This window comes from Pseudomonas sp. R3-57, from assembly GCF_051132065.1.
Taxonomy (GTDB): domain Bacteria; phylum Pseudomonadota; class Gammaproteobacteria; order Pseudomonadales; family Pseudomonadaceae; genus Aquipseudomonas.
In genome coordinates this window covers 4,025,728-4,051,414 of the sequence record NZ_CP071655.1, presented here as the reverse complement: position 1 = coordinate 4,051,414, position 25,687 = coordinate 4,025,728, and the positions used below count along the sequence as shown (strand labels likewise).

The window sequence follows — 25,687 nt, the reverse complement described above, 5'->3', positions numbered from 1 at the left end:
AGCTGGATGCCCGGGCCAACCGTCTGGCGCATCTGCTGCGCGAGCGCGGCGTGCGCGCCGACAGTCTGGTCGGCGTTTGTGCGTTGCGTTCGGTGGAAATGGTCGTCGCGTTGCTGGCGGTGCTCAAGGCCGGCGGCGCTTACGTACCGCTCGACCCGGAATACCCGCAGGAACGCCTGGCGTACATGATCGAGGACAGCGGCATCAGCTTGCTGTTGACTCAGGCTGCGTTGCACTCAGCATTGCCGAGCGACGCGGTGCAGGTGATCACGCTGGACCAGCCCGATCTGCTCGAGGGCTATAGCGATCAGCGTCCTGACGTCAGCGTCGATCCGTTGAACCTGGCTTACGTGATTTACACCTCGGGCTCCACCGGCAAACCGAAAGGCGCCGGCAACAGCCACGCGGCGCTGGTCAACCGCTTGTGCTGGATGCAGGAGGCCTACGGGCTGGATGCCAGCGATGCGGTGTTGCAGAAAACCCCGTTCAGTTTCGACGTCTCGGTCTGGGAGTTCTTCTGGCCGCTGCTGACCGGTGCGCGGCTGGTGGTCGCCGCACCGGGCGCGCACCGCGATCCGCTGCAACTGATCGACACCATCAACCACTACGGCATCAGCACGCTGCACTTCGTGCCGTCGATGTTGCAGGCGTTCATTCACGAGCCCGGCGTGGAAAGCTGCGTCGGTCTCAAACGCATCGTTTGCAGCGGTGAAGCGTTGCCGCTGGACGCGCAATTGCAGGTTTTCGCCAAGCTGCCACACGCAGGGCTTTATAACCTGTACGGCCCGACCGAAGCGGCCATCGACGTCACCCACTGGACGTGCGTCGATGAGGGCGCCGACAGCGTGCCGATCGGCCGGCCGATCGCCAACCTGCGCACCCACGTGCTCGACGCTGAACTGCTGCCGGTGCCCAGTGGTGTGGCCGGCGAGCTGTACCTGGGCGGCGCCGGGCTGGCGCGCAGTTATCACCAGCGCCCGGGGCTGACCGCCGAGCGTTTCGTGCCGTGCCCGTTCCATCCCGGTGCGCGCCTGTATCGCACCGGCGACCGGGTGCGCCAGCGTGGCGATGGGGTGATCGAATACCTCGGCCGTCTCGACCATCAAGTGAAGCTGCGCGGCTTGCGCATCGAACTGGGCGAAATCGAAACCCGCCTGATGCAGCACCCGTTGGTGCGTGAGGCGGTAGTGCTGGTGCCGGATGGCAAACAGCTGGTCGCCTGGCTGGTGCTGGACAATCCGCAACCGACCGCCGACTGGCAGCAAGACGTCAAAGCCTGGCTGCTCGGCAGCCTGCCCGAGTTCATGGTGCCAACCTGCCTGATCACGCTGGAGAAGTTGCCGGTCACCGCCAACGGCAAACTTGATCGCAAGGCCCTGCCGCCAGCGGATGCCACGCCACAGCAAACGTTCGTCGCGCCGCAGGATGCGCTGCAAAAAGCCCTCGCGGCGATCTGGGAAGATGTGCTCGGCCGGGAGCGCGTAGGTCTTGAAGACAATTTCTTCGAACTGGGCGGCGACTCGATCATCTCGATTCAAGTGGTCAGCCGCGCGCGGCAGGCCGGCATTCGCTTGAGCCCGCGTGATCTGTTCCAGTACCAGACCGTGCGCAGCCTGGCGCGGGTGGCAAGTCTCGATCAACAGACCACCGTGGATCAGGCTGCTGTTACCGGCGCCGCAGTCCTCGGGCCGATCCAGCAGCATTTTTTCAGTCAAGCGATGCCGGTGCGTGAACACTGGAACCAGTCGTTGCTACTGACCCCGCGCGAAACCCTGAACCCGCAGTGGCTCGACGCGGCGCTGACGCAACTGATCAATCATCACGACGCCTTGCGCCTGCGTTTTGCCGAAGGCGCTGAAGGCTGGCAGCAAAGCCATGGTTCGCTGGTCGACAGCGCTGACCTGTGGGTGCGCGACGTTCAATCCGCCGAAGAATTGCAGACGCTGTGCAACCAGGCCCAGCGCAGCCTCGACCTGCAACAAGGTCCGTTGCTGCGCGCATTGCTGGTGAACATGGCGGACGGTAGCCAGCGTCTGGCGCTGATCATTCATCACCTGGTCGTCGACGGGGTTTCCTGGCGCGTGCTGCTGGAAGATCTGCAGCAGGCGTACGAACAACGGGCGGCCGGCGGTGGCATTCAGTTGCCGGCGAAAACCAACGCGTTCCAGAGTTGGACGTCGCGCCTTGCTGACGAGGCGTCGCGCTTCGATGAGCAACTGGCGTACTGGAAAACCCAGCATCAGGACGCCCGGGATCTGCCGTGCGACCGTCCGCACGGCCGTCTGGAAAATCGCCACGGCGAAAAAATCCAATGGCGCCTCGACGCCGAGCGCACCCGCCAGTTGCTGCAACAGGCGCCGGCGGCGTATCGCACTCAGGTCAATGATCTGTTGCTCACGGCGCTGGCACGCACCGTCAGCCGCTGGAGCCAGCAGCCGGGCACGCTGATCGAACTGGAAGGGCATGGCCGCGAAGACCTGTTCGATGACATCGACCTGAACCGCACCGTCGGTTGGTTGACCAGTCTGTTCGCGGTCAAGCTGACGGCGGCCGAAGACCTCGACGCTTCGATCAAAATGATCAAGGAGCAACTGCGCGCGGTGCCGGACAAAGGTCTGGGCTACGGCGTGCTGCGTTATCTGGCGGCGCCAGCGGTGCGCGCCGAACTGGCAGCGCTGGCGCCACCGCGCATCACGTTCAACTACCTCGGCCAGTTCGATCGCCAATTCGACGAGGCAGCGTTGTTCGTGCCGTGCGCCGAAACCAGCGGCGTCGCCCAGGATCCGGCGGCACCGCTCGCCAACTGGCTGACCGTGGAAGGTCAGGTCTACGGCGGTGAACTGTCGATGAGCTGGGGCTTCAGTCGCGAGATGTTCGACAGTGCAACGGTGCAGGCGCTGGTCGATCAGTACGCTATCGAGCTGCACGCGCTGATCGAACATTGCTGTGCATTGCCAGTCACGCAGGCGACGCCATCGGACTTCCCGCTGGCGCGCATCAGCCAGGCGCAACTAGACGCGCTGCCGGCGTCGGCAGGTCAGCTTGACGATGTCTATCCGCTGTCGCCGATGCAGCAGGGCTTGCTGTTCCACACGCTGTACGAACAAGCGGCGGGTGAGTACATCAACCAGTTGCGTGTCGACGTGCAAGGCCTCGACCCCGAGCGCTTCCGTGCCGCGTGGCAGGCCACGGTCGATGCGCAGGATATTTTGCGCAGCGGTTTTGTCTGGCAGGGCGAGCTGGCGCAGCCGCTGCAGATTGTTCACAAACACGTGCAACTGCCATTCACCACGCTCGACTGGCGTGATCGCGATGATCAACCGACGGCGCTCGCGGCACTGGCGGATGCCGAGCGGCAACAAGGTTTCGATCTGACGCATGCGCCACTGTTGCGACTGCTGCTGGTACAGACCGGCGCCGAGCAATGGCATCTGATTTACACCCATCATCATATTCTGATGGACGGCTGGAGCAATGCGCAGCTGCTCGGCGAAGTGTTGCAGCGCTACAGCGGTCGCGCGCCGGCAAACCACGGCGGGCGTTATCGCGATTACATCGCCTGGCTGCAACGCCAGGACGGCCAGTTGAGCGAGGACTTCTGGACCGAGCAACTGGCTGCGCTGCACGAGCCGACCCGACTGGCGCGCGCGGCCACCGCTGGTAAGCAGCACAGCGGTCATGGCGATCATTACCTGATTCTGGACGCGCAACGCACGCAACGCCTGGAAGCGTTCGCCCGTCAGCAAAAAGTCACCGTCAACACGCTGGTGCAAGCCGCTTGGCTGCTGTTGCTGCAACGCTACACCGGCCTTGACGCGGTGGCGTTCGGGGCGACCGTGGCTGGACGACCGGCCGAATTACCGGGCATCGAGCAACAGGTCGGTCTGTTCATCAACACCTTGCCGGTGATCGGTGCGCCGCGCCCGGATCACAGCGTTGGCGACTGGCTGCAAGCGGTGCAGGCGCAGAACCTCAGTCTGCGCGATTTCGAGCACACGCCGCTGGCGGACATCCAGCGCTGGGCCGGGCAGGGCGGCGAAGCGCTGTTCGACAACATTCTGGTGTTCGAAAACTACCCGATTGCCCAGGCGCTGAGTCAGGCCGGGCAGGGGCTGCAATTCGGCGAGGTCGGTAACCTCGAACAGACCCACTATGCGCTCAGCGTCGCCGTCACCCTCGGCGAGCAACTGGCGCTGCATTACAGCTTCGACCGCGGCCAGTTCGCCCGCGAGGTGATCGAAGGCATCAGTGCGCATCTGCTGCAACTGCTCGAGCAGTTCGCGCTCTCAGCGACGCGTAACCTAGGCGAAATCGCCCTCGCGGATGCTCAAGAACAGGCTCGTCAGCAAGCCGAAAACCATCCGCAGCCGTACCCGGTGGACATCGGCGTGCATCAGCGCATCGCGGCGCTGGCCGCCGAGCGTCCGCAGCGCACAGCGGTCATTTTTAATGGCCGGCATTTCAGTTACGGCGAGATCGACCAGCGCGCCAATCAACTGGCCCATGCGCTGATCGCCCGTGGCGTCGGCGCGGAAACCCGGGTCGGCGTGGCCTTGCCGCGCAGCGAGGCGGTGATCGTTGCACTGCTGGCGGTACTCAAGGCGGGCGGCGCCTATGTGCCGCTGGATACCAGCTACCCGCGTGAGCGTCTGGCCTATTTGATCGAGGATTCCGGGCTGGCGCTGCTGATCAGCGATTCGTCGGTGTCGGCGCAACTGCCGGTCGCCGCGTCGGTGCCGCTGCTGGAGCTGGATCGTCTGGACGTGAGCGAATGGCCGGTCGCAGCACCGCAGGTGCAACTCGACCCCGATAACCTTGCCTATGTGATTTACACCTCCGGCTCCACCGGCAATCCGAAAGGCGTCAGCGTTGCCCACGGCCCGTTGGCGATGCACTGCCAGGCCATCGGTCAGCGCTATGAAATGCGCGACAGCGACTGCGAATTCCACTTCATGTCGTTTGCCTTCGACGGCGCCCACGAGCGCTGGCTGACCAGCCTGACCCACGGCGCCTCGCTGCTGATTCGCGACGACACCTTGTGGACGCCGGAGCAGACCTACAACGCGATGATTGAGCACGGTGTGACCGTGGTGGCGTTCCCGCCGGTGTATTTGCAGCAACTGGCCGAGCACGCCGAGCGCGTTGGCCAGCCGCCGAAAGTGCGGATCTACTGCTTCGGCGGCGATGCTGTGCCGAGCGCCAGTTTCGAGCGGGTCAAACGCGCGCTGGATCCGGATTACATCATCAACGGTTACGGCCCGACCGAAACCGTGGTCACGCCGCTGATCTGGAAGGCCGGTCGCGAAGAACCGTGCGGCGCGGCGTACGCGCCGATCGGCAGCCGTATCGGCGACCGCAGCGCCTATGTCCTCGACGCTGCGCTGAACCTGCTGCCGCAAGGCATGGCCGGTGAGTTGTACCTCGGTGGCAGCGGTCTGGCGCGTGGTTACCTGAACCGTCCGGGGCTGACCGCCGAACGCTTCGTTGCCGATCCGTTCAGCACCACCGGTGGCTTGCTCTATCGCACCGGCGATCTGGTGCGCCAGCGCGGCGACGGTACCTTCGACTACCTCGATCGCATCGACAATCAGGTGAAAATCCGTGGTTTCCGCATCGAACTCGGCGAGGTCGAAGCCGCCCTGCAAGCCCTTGCCGGCGTGCGCGAAGCAGTGGTGATTGCGCAGGAAGGCAGTGCCGGCAGCGGCAAGCGTCTGGTGGCGTATGTGGTCAGTGATTCAAACCGTGCCGATTTCACTGACGAACTGCGCGCGCAACTCGCGGCGAGTCTGCCGGCGCACATGGTTCCGGCGTACGTTTTGCGTCTCGAGCGCCTGCCACTGACCCCGAACGGCAAACTCGATCGCAAGAACCTGCCGAAGCCGGATGTCAGTCAATTGCAGCAGGCTTATGTGGCGCCGCAAACCGCGCTGGAGCAGCAACTGGCGGCGATCTGGCAGGACGTGCTCAAGCTTGAGCGGGTCGGCATCAGCGACAACTTCTTCGAGCTGGGCGGCGATTCGATCATTTCGATTCAAGTGGTCAGCCGCGCGCGGCAGGCCGGGATTCGCTTCACCCCCAAAGACCTCTTCGAGCACCAGACCATTGCCGCGCTGGCCGTGGTCGCGCAGACCGGTGAAGCGCTGCACCAGATCGATCAGCAAGCGGTGACCGGCAGCAGCGCGCTGCTGCCGATTCATCATGAATTCTTCGCCCAAGCGATTCCCGACCGTCATCACTGGAACCAGTCGGTGATGCTCAAACCCACGCAAACGCTGGACGCGCAAGTGCTGGAGCAAGCGCTGGATGCGTTGGTCGTGCACCACGACAGCTTGCGTCTGCAATTTGTCGAGCAGGCTGACGGCTGGGCTGCGCATTACCGCGACGTCGCCACGCAGGCGGGCGAAACGATTCTATGGCAGGTCGAGGTTGCTGACCTTGAAGCTTTAGAGGCGCTGGGCGACAAGGCGCAGCGCAGCCTGCAACTGAGTGGCGGTTCGCTGATCCGCGCGGTGCTTGCCAATCTGGCTGACGGTTCGCAACGGCTGTTGCTGATCGTCCATCACCTGGTGGTCGATGGCGTGTCGTGGCGGATTCTGTTCGAGGATCTGCAAAACGCCTATCGGCAGATCAGCGCCGGTCAGGCTGTGCAGCTTCCAGCCAAGACCAGTGCGCTTAAGGACTGGGCGGCGGCCTTGCAGGACTACGCTGCCAGTCCCGCCTTGCAAGCCGAACCGGGCTTCTGGCAGCAGCAGTTGCACGGTGCCTCGGCGGCGTTGCCGTACGACCGTCCGGACGGTGGACAGCGACACGATCAGGCGCTGACTATTCACAGCAAACTGGACCAGACCCTGACGCGTCAGCTGCTGCAGGACGCACCGCAAGCCTATCGCACGCAGGTCAACGATCTGCTGTTGACCGCGCTGGCGCGGGTGCTGGTGCGCTGGACCGGTGACGACAGGGCGCTGGTGTTGCTCGAGGGTCACGGTCGCGAAGACCTGTTCGAGCACATCGACCTGACCCGCAGCGTCGGCTGGTTCACCAGCGTTTACCCGGCCTGCCTGACGCCGGCCGCCGAGCTGGGCGCCTCGCTCAAGCAAATCAAAGAACAATTGCGCGCGATTCCGCACAAGGGCATCGGCTTCGGCGCGCTGGCGTACCTGGGCAATGAACAGGCACGCCAGGCCCTGCAAGCCTTGCCGGTACCGCGCCTGACCTTCAACTATCTGGGCCAGTTCGACGGCAGTTTCGCTGAGGCCGATCACGCCTTGTTCGTACCGACCGGCGAAGCCGCCGGTGCCGAAGTCAACCTGCAAGGTCCGCTGGGCAATCCGCTGGCGTTGAACGGCAAGGTCTTCGGTGGTGAGCTGGACCTGAACTGGACCTACAGCAGCGGCCTGTTCGATGCGGCGACCATTCAGCGCCTGGCCGATGACTATGTGCAGGAGCTGACGGCACTGATCGGCCATTGCTGCGCCAGCGGCCACCGTGGCTTGACGCCGTCGGATTTCCCGCTGGCGCAGTTGTCGCAAGCGCAACTCGATGGCTTGGTGCTGGCGCCGCAGAGCATCGACGACATCTACCCGTTGTCGCCGATGCAGCAGGGCATGCTGTTTCACACGTTGCTCGAACACGGCAATGGCGATTACATCAACCAGATGCGCCTCGACGTCGACGGTGTCGAGCCGCAGCGCTTCCGTGCGGCCTGGCAAGCGGCGGTAGACGCTCATGATGTTCTGCGCAGTGGCTTCTTCTGGCAGGGCGATCTGCCGCAACCGTTGCAAGTGGTGCAGCGTCAGGTCGAGGTGCCGTTCAGCGTCATCGACTGGCGCGGCAAGAGCGACCTCGACACGGCGTTGCAAACCCTCGCCGACGAAGAACGCGCGTTGGGCCTGGACCTGAACAGTGCGCCGTTGTTGCGTCTGGTACTGGTGCGCACGGCGACCGATCGGCATCACCTGATCTACACCAACCATCACATCCTGATGGATGGCTGGAGCAGCGCGCAGTTGCTTGGCGAAGTCCTGCAGCATTACCGCGGCGAAGCGGTCGCGCGGCCAGCGGGGCGCTATCGCGATTACATCGGCTGGTTGCAGCGTCAGGACGCGGCGGCGGCCGAACATTACTGGCTGGCAACGTTGCGCGAACTGCGCGAGCCGACGCGTCTGGCCGATGCCATTGCGCGGCCGAACGAGGCTTTGCCGAGCATCGGTTATGGTGACCATTACCAAGTGCTGGACGCCGACCTGACCCGGCGCCTGAGCGAATTTGCCCGGGCGGCGAAAGTCACCGTCAACACCTTGGTGCAAGCGGCGTGGTTGCTGCTGTTGCAGCGCTACACCGGGAAAATCTGCGTGGCGTTCGGCGCGACCGTGGCTGGGCGGCCGGCCGATGTGCCGGGCGTCGAGTCGCAGATCGGCCTGTTCATCAACACCTTGCCGGTGGTCGCCGCGCCGCAGGCGCAGGACAGTCTGAGCGAGTGGCTGCAAGCCGTGCAGGCCCAAAACCTCACCTCGCGCGAATTCGAACACACGCCGCTGGCCGACATTCAGCGCTGGGCCGGGCAGGGCGGCGACGCGCTATTCGACAGCCTGATGGTGTTCGAGAACTACCCGATTGCCGAGGCGCTGGAGCGTGGCGCGCCGCAAGGCCTGCGCTTTGGCGCGGTGGTCAATCAGGAGCAGACCAACTACCCGTTGACCCTGCTGGTGAGCCTCGGCGAACAGCGGTCGGTGCATTTCAGCTATCAGCGCGACCGCTTCGCCCCGGCCAGCGTGGCGCAGTTGGGTGCGCATCTGCAGCGCCTGCTTGTGCAGATGAGCGAGGCAGGCGAGCGCACGCTTGGCGAGTTGCAGCTGGTCGAAGACGTTCCGCGCGATGACACCCGGTTCGTGACTGAGCAGTGCATTCATCAGGCGATTGCTGATCGCGTAGCGGCGACGCCGGATGCGCTGGCTGTGACCTTCAACGATAAACAATTGAGCTACGCCGAACTGGACGCACAGGCCAATCGCCTTGCGCACAAGCTCATCGAATTGGGTGTTGGGCCGGAAGTGCGCGTGGGCGTGGCGATGCCGCGTTCCGAGCAATTGCTCATCGCGCTATTGGCAGTGCTCAAGGCGGGTGGCGCCTACGTGCCACTGGACCCGGAATACCCGGCCGATCGCGTCGCTTACATGCTCGAAGACAGCCGTGCGCGAGTGTTGCTTACCGAACAAGCGGTCGCCGCGACGTTGAGCATACCTGCCTCGACTCAAGTGCTGTTGATGGATCAGGTTGACCTGAGCCGCTACGCAACCGTTGCGCCGCAAACGCGCGTGCAGCCGGACAACCTCGCTTACGTGATCTACACCTCGGGTTCCACCGGCAAACCGAAGGGCGTGGCGATTGCCCATCGCAACGTCATGGCATTGATCGACTGGTCGGCCAGGGTCTACAGCCGCGACGATATTCAAGGCGTGCTGGCGTCGACGTCGGTGTGCTTTGATTTGTCGGTGTGGGAACTGTTCGTAACGCTGGCGAACGGCGGCTCGCTGATCATCGCGCGCAACGCGCTGGAACTGGCGCAACTGCCGGCGCGTGATCAGGTGCGTTTGATCAACACCGTACCGTCAGCCATCGCCGCACTGCAACGTGCCGGGCAAATTCCTGCCAGCGTCCGGATCATCAATCTGGCCGGCGAACCGCTCAAGCAAGGCCTGGTCGATGCGCTGTATCAACAGGCGAACGTTGAACACATCTACGACCTGTACGGCCCATCGGAAGACACCACCTATTCGACCTGGACCCGCCGTGTTTCGGGTGGCCAACCGCGTATCGGTCGTGCGCTGGAGCACAGCGCCAGTCATCTGCTGGATGCCGATCTGCACCGGGTGCCACAGGGCGTTGCGGCGGAGCTGTACCTGTCCGGCGCTGGCATCACTCGCGGTTACCTTGGCCGCGCGGCGATGACTGCCGAACGTTTCGTACCCAATCCATTCAGCGCCAACGGCGAGCGCCTGTACCGCACGGGCGACCTGATTCGCCAGCGCGAAAACGCCGAACTGGAGTACCTGGGGCGTATTGACCATCAAGTGAAAATTCGTGGATTCCGTATCGAACTGGGTGAGATCGAGACGCGATTGCTCGCTCAAGCCGAGGTTACGCAAGCGGCGGTGCTGGCGGTCGACAGCGATAGCGGCGCGCAACTGGTGGCCTACGTGGTCGCTCCGCAACTGGACATGCAGGACGGCGAAGCGCAGCGGCAACTGCGCGACGGACTAAAGACTGGCCTCAAGTCTTCGTTACCTGACTACATGATTCCCGCGCACCTGCTGTTCCTTGAGCAGTTGCCACTGACCCCCAACGGCAAACTCGACCGCAAGGCCCTGCCAGCGGTGGATGCCAGCCAGATGCAGGCCGCGTATGTCGCGCCGCAGAGTGAGCTTGAGCAGCAGGTCGCGGCGATCTGGCAGCACGTGCTCGAGGTTGAACGCATCGGTCGCAGCGATCACTTCTTCGAACTGGGCGGGCACTCGCTGCTGGCGGTCAACGTGGTGTCGCGCATCGCCCTTGAGCTGGGCCTGACGCTGACCCCGCAATTGTTATTCCAGCACCCCGTCCTGAGCGATTTTGTCGCTCGACTCGATACAGGAGGCGGGGCAATCAACGAACAGAAACTGAGCAAGCTGGAAGCCCTGCTTGACGATATGGAGGAAGTCTGATGGACAAGAGTGTTGCTTTGAGGGTAGCCAAGCGCTTTATCACTCTGCCGCTGGACAAACGCAAACTGTACCTGGAGAAGATGCTCGAAGAGGGCGTCTCTCCGGCCAATCTGCCGATCCCGGAGACGCGTTCCGGGTTCGCGGCAATTCCTCTGTCGTATGCGCAGGAACGCCAGTTGTTCCTCTGGCAAATGGACCCGCACAGCAGCGCTTATCACATCCCCAGCGCCTTGCGCCTCAAGGGGCAACTGGACGTCGCGGCGCTGCAACGCAGCTTCGATGCCGTGGCGGCGCGCCACGAAAGTTTGCGCACCACCTTCACTGAGCACGGCGACAGCTTTTGCCAGGTGATTCACCCGCAGTTGCCATTGAACATCGCCGTGGCAGCGCTGCCCGCAGGCCTTGATGCGGCCGGCAGTGAGGCGGCGATCAAGGCGTTCGTTGAAAGCGAGACGGCGCGCCCGTTCGATCTGCAACACGGCCCGCTGCTGCGCGTGGCGCTGCTCGAAATCGGCGCGGACGACCATGTGCTGGCGTTGATCCAGCACCACATTATTTCCGATGGCTGGTCGATCAAGGTGCTGATCAATGAACTGATCCAGCATTACGCCGCCGACACCGCCGGGCAGCCGCTGAGCCTGCCGGCGTTGGAGGTGCAATACGCCGATTACGCGATCTGGCAGCGCCACTGGCTGGAGGCGGGCGAACGCGAGCGGCAACTGGCGTACTGGATCAAGACCCTGGACGGCGAGCCGCCGGTGCTGGAATTGCCGATTGACTTCCCGCGTCCGGCCGTGCAAAGCCTGCGCGGAGCACGCCTGGAGCTGAACCTGCCGGCGGCACTCGGCGATGCGCTCAAGCAACTGGCCCAGCGCGAAGGCGCGAGCCTGTTCATGGTGTTGCTGGCATCGTTCCAGGCCTTGCTGCATCGCTACAGTGGTCAGGCGCAGATTCGCGTTGGCGTGCCGACCGCCAACCGTAACCGCGTCGAAACCGAAGGCCTGATCGGCTTCTTCGTCAACACTCAGGTGTTGCACGCCGAGATCAACGGGCAACTGCCGTTCAACCAGTTGCTGGCCCAGGTCAAGCAAGCGGCGCTGGCGGCGCAGGCGCACCAGGACCTGCCGTTCGAGCAACTGATCGAAGCGCTGCAACCGCAGCGCAGTCTGAGTCACAGCCCGGTGTTCCAGGTGATGTTCAACCACCAGAGCAGCCGTGACCCAGGGCGCAGCGCCGCCCGGTTGCCGCAACTGAGCGTCGAGGATGTGCAGTGGGAAGGGCGCACGGCGCAGTTCGACCTGACCCTTAACACGTATGAATCGAACGACGGTTTTGCCGCCGAACTGATTTACGCGACCGATCTGTTCAAGCCTGAAACGGTCGAGCGTCTGGCCCGTCACTGGCAAAACCTGTTGCAAGGCATTGTCGCCGCGCCGACGCAGCGTGTCGGCGAATTGCCGCTGCTGGAGCAGGCCGAGCATGGCGTGCTGCTGCAAGACTGGTTCCGCGTGACGGATCACCGCGCGCACGGCGACTGCGTGCAGCAGGACTTCGCCTTGCAGGCGCAACAGAATCCGCACGCCACGGCACTGATCATCGGCGATGAGGTGCTGACTTACGGCGAGCTCGATGCCCGCGCCAACCGGCTCGCGCACAAGCTTGTCGAGACCGGTGTGGGGCCGGACCGACTGGTGGGGATTGCAGTCGAGCGCAGTGCCGACATGCTCGTCGGACTGCTGGCGATTCTCAAGGCCGGCGGTGCTTATGTGCCGCTGGACCCGGCGTACCCACAGGAGCGGCTGGCCTACATGATCGAGGACAGCGGCCTGCAATGGCTGCTGACCCAGGCGCACGTGCAGGCGCAGTTGCCGGTCCCGGCGGGTGTGCAAACCCTGCTGCTCGATCAGCCAGCAGAGTGGCTGGCGGCTTATCCACAGACTGCGCCGCAGGTGGCCGTCACTGGCGAACATCTGGCCTATACGATCTATACCTCGGGCTCCACCGGTAAACCGAAAGGCGTGATGGTGCGCCATGCGGCGCTGAGCAATTTCGTCGCGAGCATGATCCGTCAGCCGGGGATTGCCGCCGCCGATCGCGTGCTCTCGCTGACCACGTTCTCCTTCGATATTTTCGGCCTGGAAATCTACGGCCCGCTGCTGGCTGGCGCCTGCGTGGTACTGACTGGCAAGGACGTGCATCAGGACCCGCACGCAGTGCTCGAACTGATCGAGCGACACGCCGTGATCATTCTGCAAGCCACCCCGTCGACCTGGCGCATGCTGCTCGATCACGAACACGCAGCGACTCTGCGCGGTCGCACGTTCCTTTGTGGCGGTGAAGCGCTGCCGCAGGAACTGGCCACGCGCATGCTGGCGCTGACGCCGAACGTGTGGAACCTCTATGGCCCGACCGAGACCACCATCTGGTCGGCGCAACATGCCCTCAGTGCCGACAACAGCCGGCCGTTCCTCGGCACGCCGATCGATAACACCGCGTTGTACATCCTCGGCAGCGACCTTGAGCTGAATCCGGTCGGTGCGCCGGGAGAATTGCTGATCGGTGGCGAGGGCCTGGCGCGCGGTTATTTCCAGCGTCCGGACCTGACCGCCGAACGTTTTGTGCCAGACCCGTTTTCCACAACCGGTGCGCGTCTGTACCGCACCGGCGACCTGGCCCGTTATCGCGCCGAAGGCGTGATCGAATATATCGGGCGTATCGACCATCAGGTGAAGATTCGCGGTTTCCGTATCGAGCTGGGCGAGATCGAAGCCCGCTTGCTCGCGCTCGACAGCGTGCGCGAAACCGTGGTGGTCGCGCAGGACGGCCCGACCGGCGCGCAACTGGTCGGCTATGTCGTGCCATCTGCCAGCGCGTTCGATGAAGTTCAATTGCGCGCCGCACTCAAGGCCAGCCTCAAGGCCGAACTGCCGGATTACATGGTGCCGGCGCATCTGCTGTTCCTCGCACAACTGCCGTTGACCCCGAATGGCAAAGTCGACCGCAAAGCCTTGCCGGCGCCAGACGCCAGCCAGTCGCAATCAACTTACGTTGCGCCACAAACCGCCACCCAGCACGCCGTCGCCGAGATCTGGCAAGCGGTGTTGAAGCTGGACCGAGTAGGCCTCAGCGACCATTTCTTCGAACTCGGTGGCCACTCGTTGCTGGTGACCCAAGTGGTGTCGCGCGTGCGTCAGGCGCTGAATGTGCAAGTGCCCCTGCGCAGCCTGTTCGAGCACAGCACGCTGGCAGATTTCGTTGCCGCACTGGGCGTCGATCAGGCAACCGAAGAACCGCCGATTGTTGCCTTGCCCCGTCTGCAACCGATGGCGCTTTCCTATGCGCAGGAACGTCAGTGGTTCCTCTGGCAACTGGAGCCGACCAGTACGGCTTATCACGTGCCGGCTGCGCTGCGTCTGCGCGGCGAGCTGGATTTGCAAGCGTTACAGCACAGCTTCAATGCGTTGATCGAACGCCATGAATCCCTGCGCACCTGCTTCGTCGAACAGCAAGGCCAGACCCTGCAAGTGATTCAGGCTCAAGGCACGCTGGACCTGCAAGTGCAGGACGCGGCGGGGCTGGATGACGCGGCCTTGCAAGCGCTGGTCGCGGCAGAAACCCTGCATCTGTTCGACCTCCAGCAAGGCCCGCTACTGCGGGTGAAACTGCTACGTCTGGCCGCCGATGATCACGCGCTGGTCATCACCTTGCACCACATCGTCTCCGATGGCTGGTCGATGAATGTCATGGTCGATGAGCTGGTGGCGTTGTACGCCGCTTACAGCCAGGGCCAGACCGCGCAATTGCCAGCCTTGCCGGTGCAATACGCCGATTACGCGGTGTGGCAAAGACAATGGATGAACGCCGGTGAGCGTGAGCGTCAATTGAATTACTGGACGGCGCAACTTGGCGACGGTGAGCAGCCATTGCTGGAGCTGCCGAGCGACCGTCCACGCCCCGCCGAGCAAAGCTATCGCGGTGCCCGTCACGATGTCCCGCTGAGCCTTGAACTGGCGACGGCGCTCAAGCAGGTCGCGCAGCGTGAAAACGTTACCCTGTTTGTGCTGCTGCTGGCGTCATTCCAGACCCTGCTGCATCGCTACAGCGGACAGGCTGATATCCGCGTCGGCGTACCGGTGGCCAACCGCAATCGGGTCGAGACCGAAGGCCTGATCGGGTTTTTCGTCAACACTCAAGTGCTCAAGGCCGAACTCGACAGTCAGCAGAGCTTCCGCAGCCTGCTGCAACAGGTTAAAAACAGCGTGCTCGGCGCGCAGGCCCATCAGGATTTGCCGTTCGAGCAACTGGTCGACGCGCTGCAACCGCAACGCAGCCTCAGCCACAGCCCGCTGTTCCAGGTGATGCACAATCACCAGAGCCAGGCCCGCCAAGGGCAGGGCCCAACCCGCCTGCCGCAATTGCACATCGAAGGCTTGCCATGGGCCTCCAACACCGCGCAGTTCGACCTGACCCTGAACACGTTCGAATCGGCTGACAATGTCTGGGCCGAACTGACCTACGCCACCGATTTGTTTGACTTGGCGACCATCGAGCGCCTGGCGCAGCACTGGCTCAATCTGCTGCACGGGATCGTGGCCGACAGTGCTCAACGCATCGCTGATCTGCCATTGCACAATGCCGCTGAGCGCGAGGCGATCCTGCTGCAATGGAACCCGGCGGTCGTCGATTTCCCCAGCGAACAGTGCCTGCATCATTTGATCGAAGCCCAGGCCGCCCGCGCGCCGGACGCCATCGCCGTGAGCTGCGCCGGTAAAACGCTGAGTTATGCCGCGCTCAATCGCCGCGCCAACCAGTGGGCGCACAGACTGATTGCGCAGGGTGTCGGCGCGGATGTGCGCGTCGGTCTGGCGGTGGAGCGCAGCCTCGACATGCTGGTGGGTCTGTTGGCGATTCTCAAGGCCGGCGGCGCTTATGTGCCGCTGGATCCGAGCTATCCGCAAGAGCGCCTGAGCTACATGATCGGCGACAGTGGCATCGGTTTGCTGCTGACCCAACGCCATCTGCTTGCGCAACTGCCGGTGCCGGATGCCGTGCGCAGCCTGATGCTCGATCAGCAGGGTGAAGACCTCGAAGGCTACAGCGACAGCAATCCGCACGTCAGCCTGAGCGCCGACAACCTTGCCTATGTGATTTACACCTCCGGTTCGACTGGCCAGCCGAAGGGCACCTTGCTCGCCCATCGCAATGTGCTGCGTCTGTTCGAGGCCACCGATGCCTGGTTCGATTTCGGCGCGGACGATGTCTGGAGCCTGTTCCATTCCTACGCGTTCGACTTCTCCGTGTGGGAGATTTTCGGTGCGCTGCTGTACGGCGGCAAACTGGTCGTGGTGCCTTACGAGGTCAGCCGTGCGCCAGAAGATTTCTTCGCCTTGCTCTGCCGCGAAGGCGTCACCGTGCTCAACCAGACGCCCTCGGCGTTCAAGCAATTGATGCAGGTGGCCTGCGCGCCGGAGCACGCCGCGCAACAGCCGGCGCTGCGTTACGTGGTGTTCGGCGGCGAGGCGCTGGAGGTCAAGAGCCTGCGCCCGTGGTTCGAACGTTTTGGCGATCAGGCGCCGCGACTGATCAACATGTACGGCATCACCGAAACCACCGTGCACGTCACTTACCGTCCGCTGTCGATGGCCGATTTGCAGGGCGACGCCAGCAGCCCGATCGGCGTGCCGATCCCTGATCTGTCGTGGTATCTGCTCGACGCTGATCTGAATCCGGTGGCCAAGGGTTGCATCGGTGAGCTGTACGTCGGGCGCGCCGGTCTGGCGCGTGGTTATCTGAACCGTGCCGATCTGACGTCACTGCGGTTCATTCCCGACCCGTTTGCCGCTGACGGCGGTCGCCTGTACCGCACCGGCGATCTCGCCCGCTATCGCGCCGACGGCATTATCGAGTACATCGGGCGGATCGACCATCAGGTGAAAATCCGTGGGTTCCGAATCGAACTGGGCGAGATCGAGGCGCAACTGCAGGCGCAGCAAGCCGTGCGCCAGGCCGTGGTGCTCGCGCAATCGGGCCTCAGCGGTCAGCAACTGGTCGCGTGGCTGGTGCCGCAGGATGCTGCGTTGCTCGAGGCCGATGCGGCCAAGCAGGCGCAATGGCGCGACAGCGTGCGTGCCGAGCTCAAGGCAAGCCTGCCGGATCACATGGTCCCGGCGCACCTGCTGCTGCTCGCGCAACTGCCGTTGACCGCCAACGGCAAACTCGCCCGCAGTGCGCTGCCTGCACCGGATGCGAGTCAGGCCCAACAGGCTTATCAGGCGCCGCAAAGCGGGCTGGAACAACGTCTGGCGGCGATCTGGCAAGACGTGCTGAAGCTGCCGCAAGTCGGCCTCAACGATAATTTCTTCGAATTGGGCGGCGACTCGATCATCTCGATTCAGGTGGTCAGTCGTGCGCGTCAGGCCGGGATTGGCCTGAACCCGAAAGACCTGTTTCAGCACCAGACCATTGCGCGCCTGGCGCTGGTTGCGCAGTTGGGCGCGGCCCCAACGATGATTGATCAACAAGCGGTGAGCGGGGCAGCGTTGCTGCTGCCGATTCAGCAGCAATTCTTCGAAGACGACATTCCTGAGCGCCATCACTGGAACCAGTCGGTGCTGCTCAAGCCGCGTCAGCCACTGGATGCGGACAAGATCGAGCAAGTGCTGCGGGCGCTGGTTGCCCATCACGATGCCCTGCGCCTGAGCTTCACTCAGCGCGATGGCGTGTGGCAGGCCGAGCACCGTGCCGTTGAAAACCTGCCGGACAATCTGCTGTGGCAGGAGCAGGTCGCCGATGCCGCGGCACTGGAAGCCTTGGGCAACCGCGCCCAGCGCAGCCTCGACCTGCAAAACGGGCCGCTGCTGCGTGCGGTGCTGGCGCAACTGGCTGACGGCACGCAACGTTTGCAACTGGTGATCCATCACTTGGCAGTGGACGGTGTGTCGTGGCGGATTCTGCTCGAAGACCTGCAGAACGCGTATCAGCAATTGCTCGACGGCCAGCCGCTGCGCCTGCCGGCGAAAACCAGCGCCTTCAAGGTCTGGAGCGAACACTTGCAGCGCTACGCCAACAGCACAGCGTTGCAGCAAGAGCTGGCGTACTGGCAAGCCTGCCTGCGCGATGTCAGCACCGATCTGCCATGCCAACGCGTGGAGGCCGGGCAGCACAACCGACTGGCGCAGACCGTGCAGACCAGACTGGACGTGGAGCTGACTCGTCAACTGCTGCAGCAAGCGCCGGCGGCCTATCGCACCCAGGTCAACGACCTGTTGCTGACCGCGCTGGCGCGGGTGATCGGCCGTTGGAGCGGGCATACCTCGACACTGATTCAGCTCGAAGGCCACGGTCGTGAAGATATGTTCGACGGCGTCGACCTGACCCGCACCGTGGGCTGGTTCACCAGCCTGTTTCCGGTGCGCCTGACCCCGGCGCAAACGCCCGGCGAGTCGATCAAACAGATCAAGGAACAACTGCGCTCGATCCCCAACAAGGGCATCGGTTTCGGTGCGTTGCGCCACCTCGGCGATGCTGATGCGCAGCAGAGCCTGCGCGCCTTGCCGACGCCGCGCATCACCTTCAACTACCTCGGCCAGTTCGACGGCAGTTTTGCCGCTGACGAGGCGGCGCTGTTTACCCCTGCGCCGGACAACGCCGGCCTCGACCAGAGCGCGGACGCGCCACTGGGCAACTGGTTGACCCTTAATGGTCAGGTGTATGGCGGTGAGTTGCGCGTCGGCTGGACCTTCAGCACCGAGCGTTTCGACACGGCGGTCATCGAAGCCCTCGCGGCGGATTACGCTGACGAGCTGGCCGCGCTGATTGAGCATTGTCTGACCCCAGGCATCGACGGTCTGACCCCCTCGGACGTCCCGCTGGCCGGGCTGACTCAGGCGCAACTCGATAACTTGCCGGTGCCGGCGCAGCAGATCGCCGACGTCTATCCGCTGTCGGCGATGCAGCAGGGCATGTTGTTCCACAGCCTCTACGAGCAGGCCAGCGGGGATTACCTCAATCAGGTTCGCCTCGACGTTGAAGGTCTCGACCTGCAGCGCTTCCAGCAGGCGTGGCAAGCGGCGGTGGACCACCACGATATCCTGCGCACCGGTTTTGTCTGGCAAGGCCAACTGACGCGGCCGCTGCAAGTGGTGCACAAACATTTGCAGATGCCCTTTCGCGTGCTCGACTGGCGCGAGCGTGGCGATTGCGTGAATGAGCTCAATGCACTGGCCGCGGCCGAGCAGGCGCAGGGTTTCGACCTGAGTCAGGGGCCGTTGCTGCGGATGGTGGTGGTGCGTCTCGATGCGCAGCGCTGCCATTTGATCTACACCAACCATCACATCCTGATGGACGGCTGGAGCAACTCGCAGTTGCTTGGCGAGGTCTTGCAGCGTTACAGCGGCATCGCCCAGCCGGCGCTGGCCGGGCGGTATCGCGATTACATCGAGTGGCTGCAAGGTCAGGATGTCCAGGCCAGCGAGCATTACTGGACCGCGCAACTGGCGGAGCTGGAGGCGCCGACCTTGTTGGCGCCGGCACTCCAGGCGCAGCGTGGCGACGCCGCACAACAGGGCCATGGCGAGCATTTCTGTGTGCTCGATTCACTGCAAACCCGGCAATTGGGCGAGTTCGCCCGGCAGCAGAAAGTTACCGTCAACACGCTGATTCAAGCGGCGTGGCTGTTGCTGTTGCAGCGCCTGACCGGGCAGGCGAGCGTGGCGTTCGGCGCCACGGTGGCCGGGCGCCCGAGCGAGCTCAAAGGCGTCGAGCAGCAGATCGGCCTGTTCATCAACACCCTGCCGGTGATCGCCAGCCCGCGTGCGCAACTCAGTGTTGGCGAGTGGCTGCAAAGCGTACAGGCGCAAAACCTGGCGCTGCGCGAGCATGAACACACGCCGTTGTTCGACATTCAGCGTTGGGCGGCGCGCAATGGTGAAGCGCTGTTCGACAATATTCTGGTGTTCGAGAACTACCCGGTCTCCGAAGCGCTGGCCCAGGGCGCGCCGCAAGAACTGCGTTTCGGCGAAATCGCCAACCACGAACAGACCAACTACCCGCTGACTCTGCTGGTGCATCTGAGCGACGAGTTGTCCATGCACTTCAGCTACCAGTGCGACAGCTTCGCCGCACACAGCGTGGCGCAATTGGGCGAGTTTCTGCAGCGTTTGCTCGGGCAGATGAGCGAATCGAGTGAACGTACGCTTGGTGAGTTGCAACTGATCGAAGACGTTCCGTGCGTTGACACCTCGTTCGTCACTGAACAGTGCATTCATCAGGCCATCGCCGATCGCGCAGCGGCGACGCCCGATGCGCTGGCGGTGACGTTCAGCGACCGTCAACTGACTTACGCCGAACTGGACGCACAGGCCAATCGTCTGGCGCACAAACTGATCGAAATGGGCGTCGGCCCGGAAGTGCGCGTGGGCGTGGCGATGCCGCGTTCCGAGCAATTGCTCATCGCGCTATTGGCAGTGCTCAAGGCGGGTGGCGCCTACGTGCCACTGGACCCGGATTACCCGGCCGATCGCGTCGCTTACATGCTCGAAGACAGCCGTGCGCGAGTGTTGCTTACCGAACAAGCGGTGGCCGTAACGTTGAGCGTACCGGCCTCGACTCAAGTGGTGTTGATGGATCAGGTTGACCTGAGCCGCTACCCAACCGCTGCGCCGCAAACGACCGTGCAGCCGGACAACCTCGCCTATGTGATTTACACCTCGGGTTCCACCGGAAAACCAAAAGGCGTGGCGATTGCCCATCGCAACGTCATGGCACTGATCGACTGGTCGGCCAAGGTCTACAGCCGCGACGATATTCAAGGCGTGCTGGCGTCGACGTCGGTGTGCTTCGATTTGTCGGTATGGGAGCTGTTCGTAACGTTGGCCAACGGCGGTTCGCTGATCATCGCGCGCAACGCTTTGGAGCTGGCGCAATTGCCGGCGCGCGATCAGGTGCGTTTGATCAACACCGTGCCATCGGCCATCGCCGCACTGCAACGTGCCGGGCAGATTCCTGCCAGCGTTCGGATCATCAATCTGGCCGGCGAACCTCTCAAGCAAGGTCTGGTCGATGCGCTGTATCAACAGTCGAGTATCGAGCACGTCTACGACCTCTACGGCCCGTCGGAAGACACCACGTACTCGACCTGGACTCGCCGTGTTTCGGGTGGTCAACCGCGTATCGGTCGTGCTCTCGATCACAGCGCCAGTCATCTGCTGGACGCCGATCTGCATCGGGTGCCGCAGGGCGTTGCGGCGGAGCTGTACCTGTCCGGCGCTGGCATCACCCGTGGTTACCTCGGCCGTGCGGCGATGACTGCCGAACGTTTCGTACCCAATCCCTTCAGCGGCAATGGCGAGCGCCTGTACCGCACCGGCGACCTGATTCGCCAGCGTGAACAGGGCAACCTCGAATACCTGGGCCGCATCGACCACCAAGTGAAGATTCGCGGCTTGCGTATCGAACTCGGTGAAATCGAAGCACGCCTGGTCGCGCATGCCGAAGTGCGCGAAGCGGTGGTGATCGCCAGCGAAGTGTCGGGCAGCCAGCAACTGATCGCCTATCTGGTACCGGCCGATCCGACAGTGATCGAGGCCAGCGCCGAGTTGCAAGGTGACCTGCATCACCGCCTCAGCACTTGGCTGGGCGCGACCCTGCCGGACTACATGGTGCCCAGCCATCGTCTGTGGCTGGCGCAACTGCCGCTGACCCCCAACGGCAAGATCGATCGCAAGCGCTTGCCGGCGCCGGAATTGAACGCGGTGCAACAACACGTCGAACCGGTCAACGCTACCGAGCAGACGCTGGTGGATATCTGGAAGGAGGTGCTGGGTCTGGCGCAGGTCAGCACCCGCGATAGCTTCTTCGCCTTGGGCGGCGATTCGATCGTCTCCATTCAGGTGGTCAGCCGCGCCCGCCAGCAAGGCCTGGAACTGAGCCCGAAAGACCTGTTCCAGCACCCGACCATCGAGCAATTGGCTCAGCGTGTCGGTAGTGCCAGCAACGTTGCGCCGACGGTGCTGATCGAGATGCCGCTGCATGGCCTGAGCGACACGCAAGTCGCCGATTTACCGCTGGCGCAGGATCAGTTGGCCGGGCTTTATCGTCTGTCACCGATGCAGCAGGGCATGCTGTTCCTCGGCTTGAATTCGCCGGAATCGGACCTCTACATCAACCAGTTGAGCATTGCCGTGCAAGGCCTTGAACCGGCGCGTTTGCACGCGGCCTGGGCCAGCGTCAGCCGTCGTCACGACATTCTGCGCACGGGTTTCCTCTGGCAGGACATGGCCGAGCCGCTGCAATTCGTTCTCGCCGATCCGCAGTTGCCGTTCTGCCTGCTCGACTGGCGTGACCAGGATCACTCGGCCGAGGCGCTGCAAGCATTGGCCGATGCCGAGCGGGCGAAAGGCTTCGATCTCCATCAGCCACCGCTGCAACGCCTGACGCTGGTGCAGGTTGGCGCTGACAGTTATCAATTGATCTGGACCTATCACCACATCCTGATCGACGGCTGGAGCAGTTCGCAGTTGATCGGCGAGGTGTTGAGCCAGTACTCCGGCACACCGCTGGCCGAGGCGGTGCCGTACCGTCATTACATCAACTGGCTGCAACAGCAGGACGACGCGGCCAGCGAAGGTTTCTGGCGCGCGCAATTGAGCCAGCTCGACGAGCCGACTTACCTTGCCGACGCGGTGTCGCGCACTGGCAGCGGTCGCGGTCACGAGGCGCTGTACAGCCGCTTGGGTGAAGTGCGTACCGAACAGCTCAAGACCTTTGCGCAAGCGCAGCACGTCACCCTCAACACGCTGGTGCAGGGCGCGTGGCTGATGCTGCTCAGCCGTTACAGCGGCCAGCGCTGCGTGGCGTTCGGTGCGACGGTGGCGGGGCGCCCGGCGAGCCTGCCGGCGTCGGAGTCGATCCTTGGCCTGTTCATCAACACCCTGCCGGTGATCAAAGACGTGCCGGCCGAACAAGCGGTCGGCGACTGGCTGCGTGACCTGCAGGACTTCAACCTCGAACTGCGTGAGCGCGAATACACCCCGTTGACCGACGTGCAGCGTTGGGCCGGACGGGCGGGGCAGGCGTTGTTCGACAGCATCATCGTCTTCGAGAACCACCCGATCGATCAGGCGCTGCGCGAGTGGCGCGACGACTCGCTGACGTTCGGCGAGATCAGCAACGCCGGCCTGACCAACTTCCCGATGGACTTGATGGTTACGCTCGAAGAAGGACTGGTGATCGAATACATGTTCCTGCGTGAGCATTTCGATCGATCGACCGTGGAAGGCATTCGCGCCAACATGGAAGGCCTGCTCGCTGCATTGGCCGCAGATGCCGCGCAACCACTGGGGCGGATCGGTTTGCCAAGCGCTCGGTCGGTGGTCGCGCCGAGCCTGCCAGCCGCGTCGCCGACGCTGACGGTGCATCAGCGTATTGCGCAACAGGCGCTGGAGCAGGGCGAGCAGACGGCGGTGATCTGCAACGGCCAGACGTTCAGTTACGCGCAAATCGACGCCCGCGCCAACCGCCTGGCCCATGCGTTGATCGCTGAAGGCGTAGGGCCGGAAGTGCGCGTCGGTGTCGCGCTGCCGCGTAGCGAACACATGATTGTGGCGTTACTGGCGGTGCTCAAGGCCGGCGGCGCTTACGTGCCGCTCGATGCGACTTATCCGCGTGAACGCCTGAGCTACCTGATGGGTGATTCCGGTATCGCCTTGTTGCTCAGCGATTCCAGTCTGCGTGAGGTCATGCCGACGCAGGCCGGTCTGCCTGTGCTGGAGCTGGATCAACTTGATCTGAATGGTCAGCCCGAGAGCGCACCGCAGATCGCCGTGCACGCCGACAACCTCGCCTACGTCATCTACACCTCCGGCTCCACGGGCCTGCCGAAAGGCGTCGGCGTCGCCCACGGACCGTTGGCGATGCACTGCGAGGCGATCGGTCAGCGTTACGAAATGACCGCAGCCGATTGCGAATTGCACTTCATGTCGTTCGCCTTCGACGGCGCCCATGAGCGCTGGTTGACCACGTTGACCCACGGCGCGCGCCTGCTGATCCGTGACGACAGCCTGTGGACCGCCGAGCAGACTTACGAAGCGCTGCATGAATACAGTGTGACCGTGGCGGCGTTTCCGCCGGTATACCTGCAACAATTGGCCGAGCACGCCGAGCAGCACGGCAACCCGCCCGCGGTACGCATCTATTGCTTCGGTGGCGACGCGGTGCCGGTGGCGAGTTTTGAGCTGGCCAAACGTGCGCTGAAGCCGCAGTACATCATCAATGGTTATGGCCCGACGGAAACCGTGGTCACGCCGTTGATCTGGAAGGCCGGCGCTGACGACGTGTGCGGGGCGGCCTACGCACCGATTGGCACGGTGGTCGGCGAGCGTAGCGGTTACGTGCTCGACGCCGACCTCAATCCGCTGCCGCTGGGCCTTGCCGGTGAGCTGTACCTGGGCGGCGCGTTGGCCCGTGGTTATCTGGGCCGCGCCGGCGGCAGCGCCGAGCGCTTCGTCGCCAACCCGTTCAGCGCCGACGGCAGCCGTCTGTACCGCACCGGCGACCTGGTGCGCCAGCGCGAGGACGGTACCGTCGACTATCTCGGGCGCATCGATCAGCAGGTGAAGATCCGCGGTTTCCGCATCGAGCTGGGCGAAGTCGAGGCGCGTCTCAAGCAGCAACCCGGCGTGCGCGACGCCGCTGTGGTGGCCCGCGAAGGTGTCAGCGGCAAGCAATTGCTCGCGTATGTCGTCGCTATGGCCCCTGCCGCGGCGGACGGTTTCTGCGAACGCCTGCGCGAACAGCTCAAGGCCAGCCTGCCGGACTACATGGTGCCTGCGCACCTGATGCTGCTCGAACGCATGCCGCTGACGCCGAACGGCAAACTTGACCGCAAGGCCTTGCCGAACCCGGATGCCGAACAGCGGCAGGCTTATCTGGCGCCGCGCACCGAGCTGGAAAAGGCGCTGGCGAAGATCTGGCAGGACGTGCTGAAGATCGAACGCGTCGGCCTCAGCGACAACTTCTTCGAACTGGGCGGCGACTCGATTCTCAGTCTGCAAGTGATCGCCCGCAGCCGTGTGCTCAAGGCTCAGGGCCTGAGTTTGAAACTGCGCGACCTGATGCAGAAACCGAGCATCGCCGAGTTGGTGGCCAGCGTGCAGGGCAGCGCCGAGAAAGCCAGCGCAATGTTGGCGATGAATGCTCACGTCGACGCTGTCGCGCCGCTGTTCTGCATCCATGCAGGCTTTGGCACGGTGTTCGATTACGAGCCGTTGGCGAGACGTCTGAGCGGTCGCCGCCAGGTGTTGGCGATCCAGTCGCGGATGCTCCTCGATCCGACGTTTCACGACGTATCGCTGCAGAGCATGGCCAGCGACTATGTTGCGCAGATCCGCGCAAAACAGGCGCACGGGCCGTATCACCTGTTGGGCTGGTCGCTGGGCGGGACCCTGGCGATGCTGATCGCGGCGCAACTGGAACAGGCTGGGCAGAGGGTGGAATTTGTCGGTCTGGTCGACAGCTTCGTGCCGTCGGCCAGGGTTGACGAAGGCACGCTGGACGACTGGCAAGCCGACTTGCGCGACTTCCTGCAAGTGACGCTGCCGGATGCCGCGCCGGGTTTGCACATCGACGGCGAAGAAACCCCGCAGAACATTCAAGCACTGTTCAGCCGCGCCATGAGCACCGCGCGCGGGGCTTCGACCTACGTAGCGCTGGGCGCCGATGAACTGGCCCATGTGTTCAGCGTCGCCCGCCGACTCAAACAGCTGTCGCTGCAACTGGACCGCTGCACACCGTTGGCAATCACACCGATGTGCTGGTGGACCCTGGGCCGCGAAGAGGAAGCCGTGCAATTGGCGGCGCAACTGGAGCAGCCGGGCATGGGCGGTGAATGGCTCGATTGCGGGCACTTCCAGATTCCGCGCGATGCAACGTTCCTGTCCGAGGCTGAAGAAATGCTTGGCGAGATCGTTGAACCTGTAGCCATGTCCTGA

Annotated in this window: 2 protein-coding genes (1 of these 2 cut by a window edge); both read left to right on the top strand. The window is 63.6% G+C overall.

Going from position 1 to position 25,687, the window contains the following annotated elements; all coding sequences use genetic code 11:
- Positions 1-10,700 carry the 3' portion of a non-ribosomal peptide synthase/polyketide synthase gene (locus J3P93_RS18180; protein WP_434590384.1) on the top strand. Its footprint begins 1,621 nt before the window's first position, so only the last 10,700 of its 12,321 coding nucleotides appear in the window; its start codon lies beyond the left edge, outside the window; its stop codon occupies positions 10,698-10,700.
- Positions 10,700-25,687: a non-ribosomal peptide synthase/polyketide synthase gene (locus J3P93_RS18175; RefSeq protein WP_434590381.1), complete on the top strand. Its 14,988-nt coding sequence runs from the start codon at positions 10,700-10,702 to the stop codon at positions 25,685-25,687. Before J3P93_RS18180 ends, J3P93_RS18175 begins: the two co-directional genes overlap by 1 nt.

Excerpts from the sequence above, each read along its gene's own strand:
- J3P93_RS18175 (WP_434590381.1), top strand. The coding sequence starts at position 10,700 with ATGGACAAGAGTGTTGCTTTGAGGGTAGCCAAGCGCTTTATCACTCTG.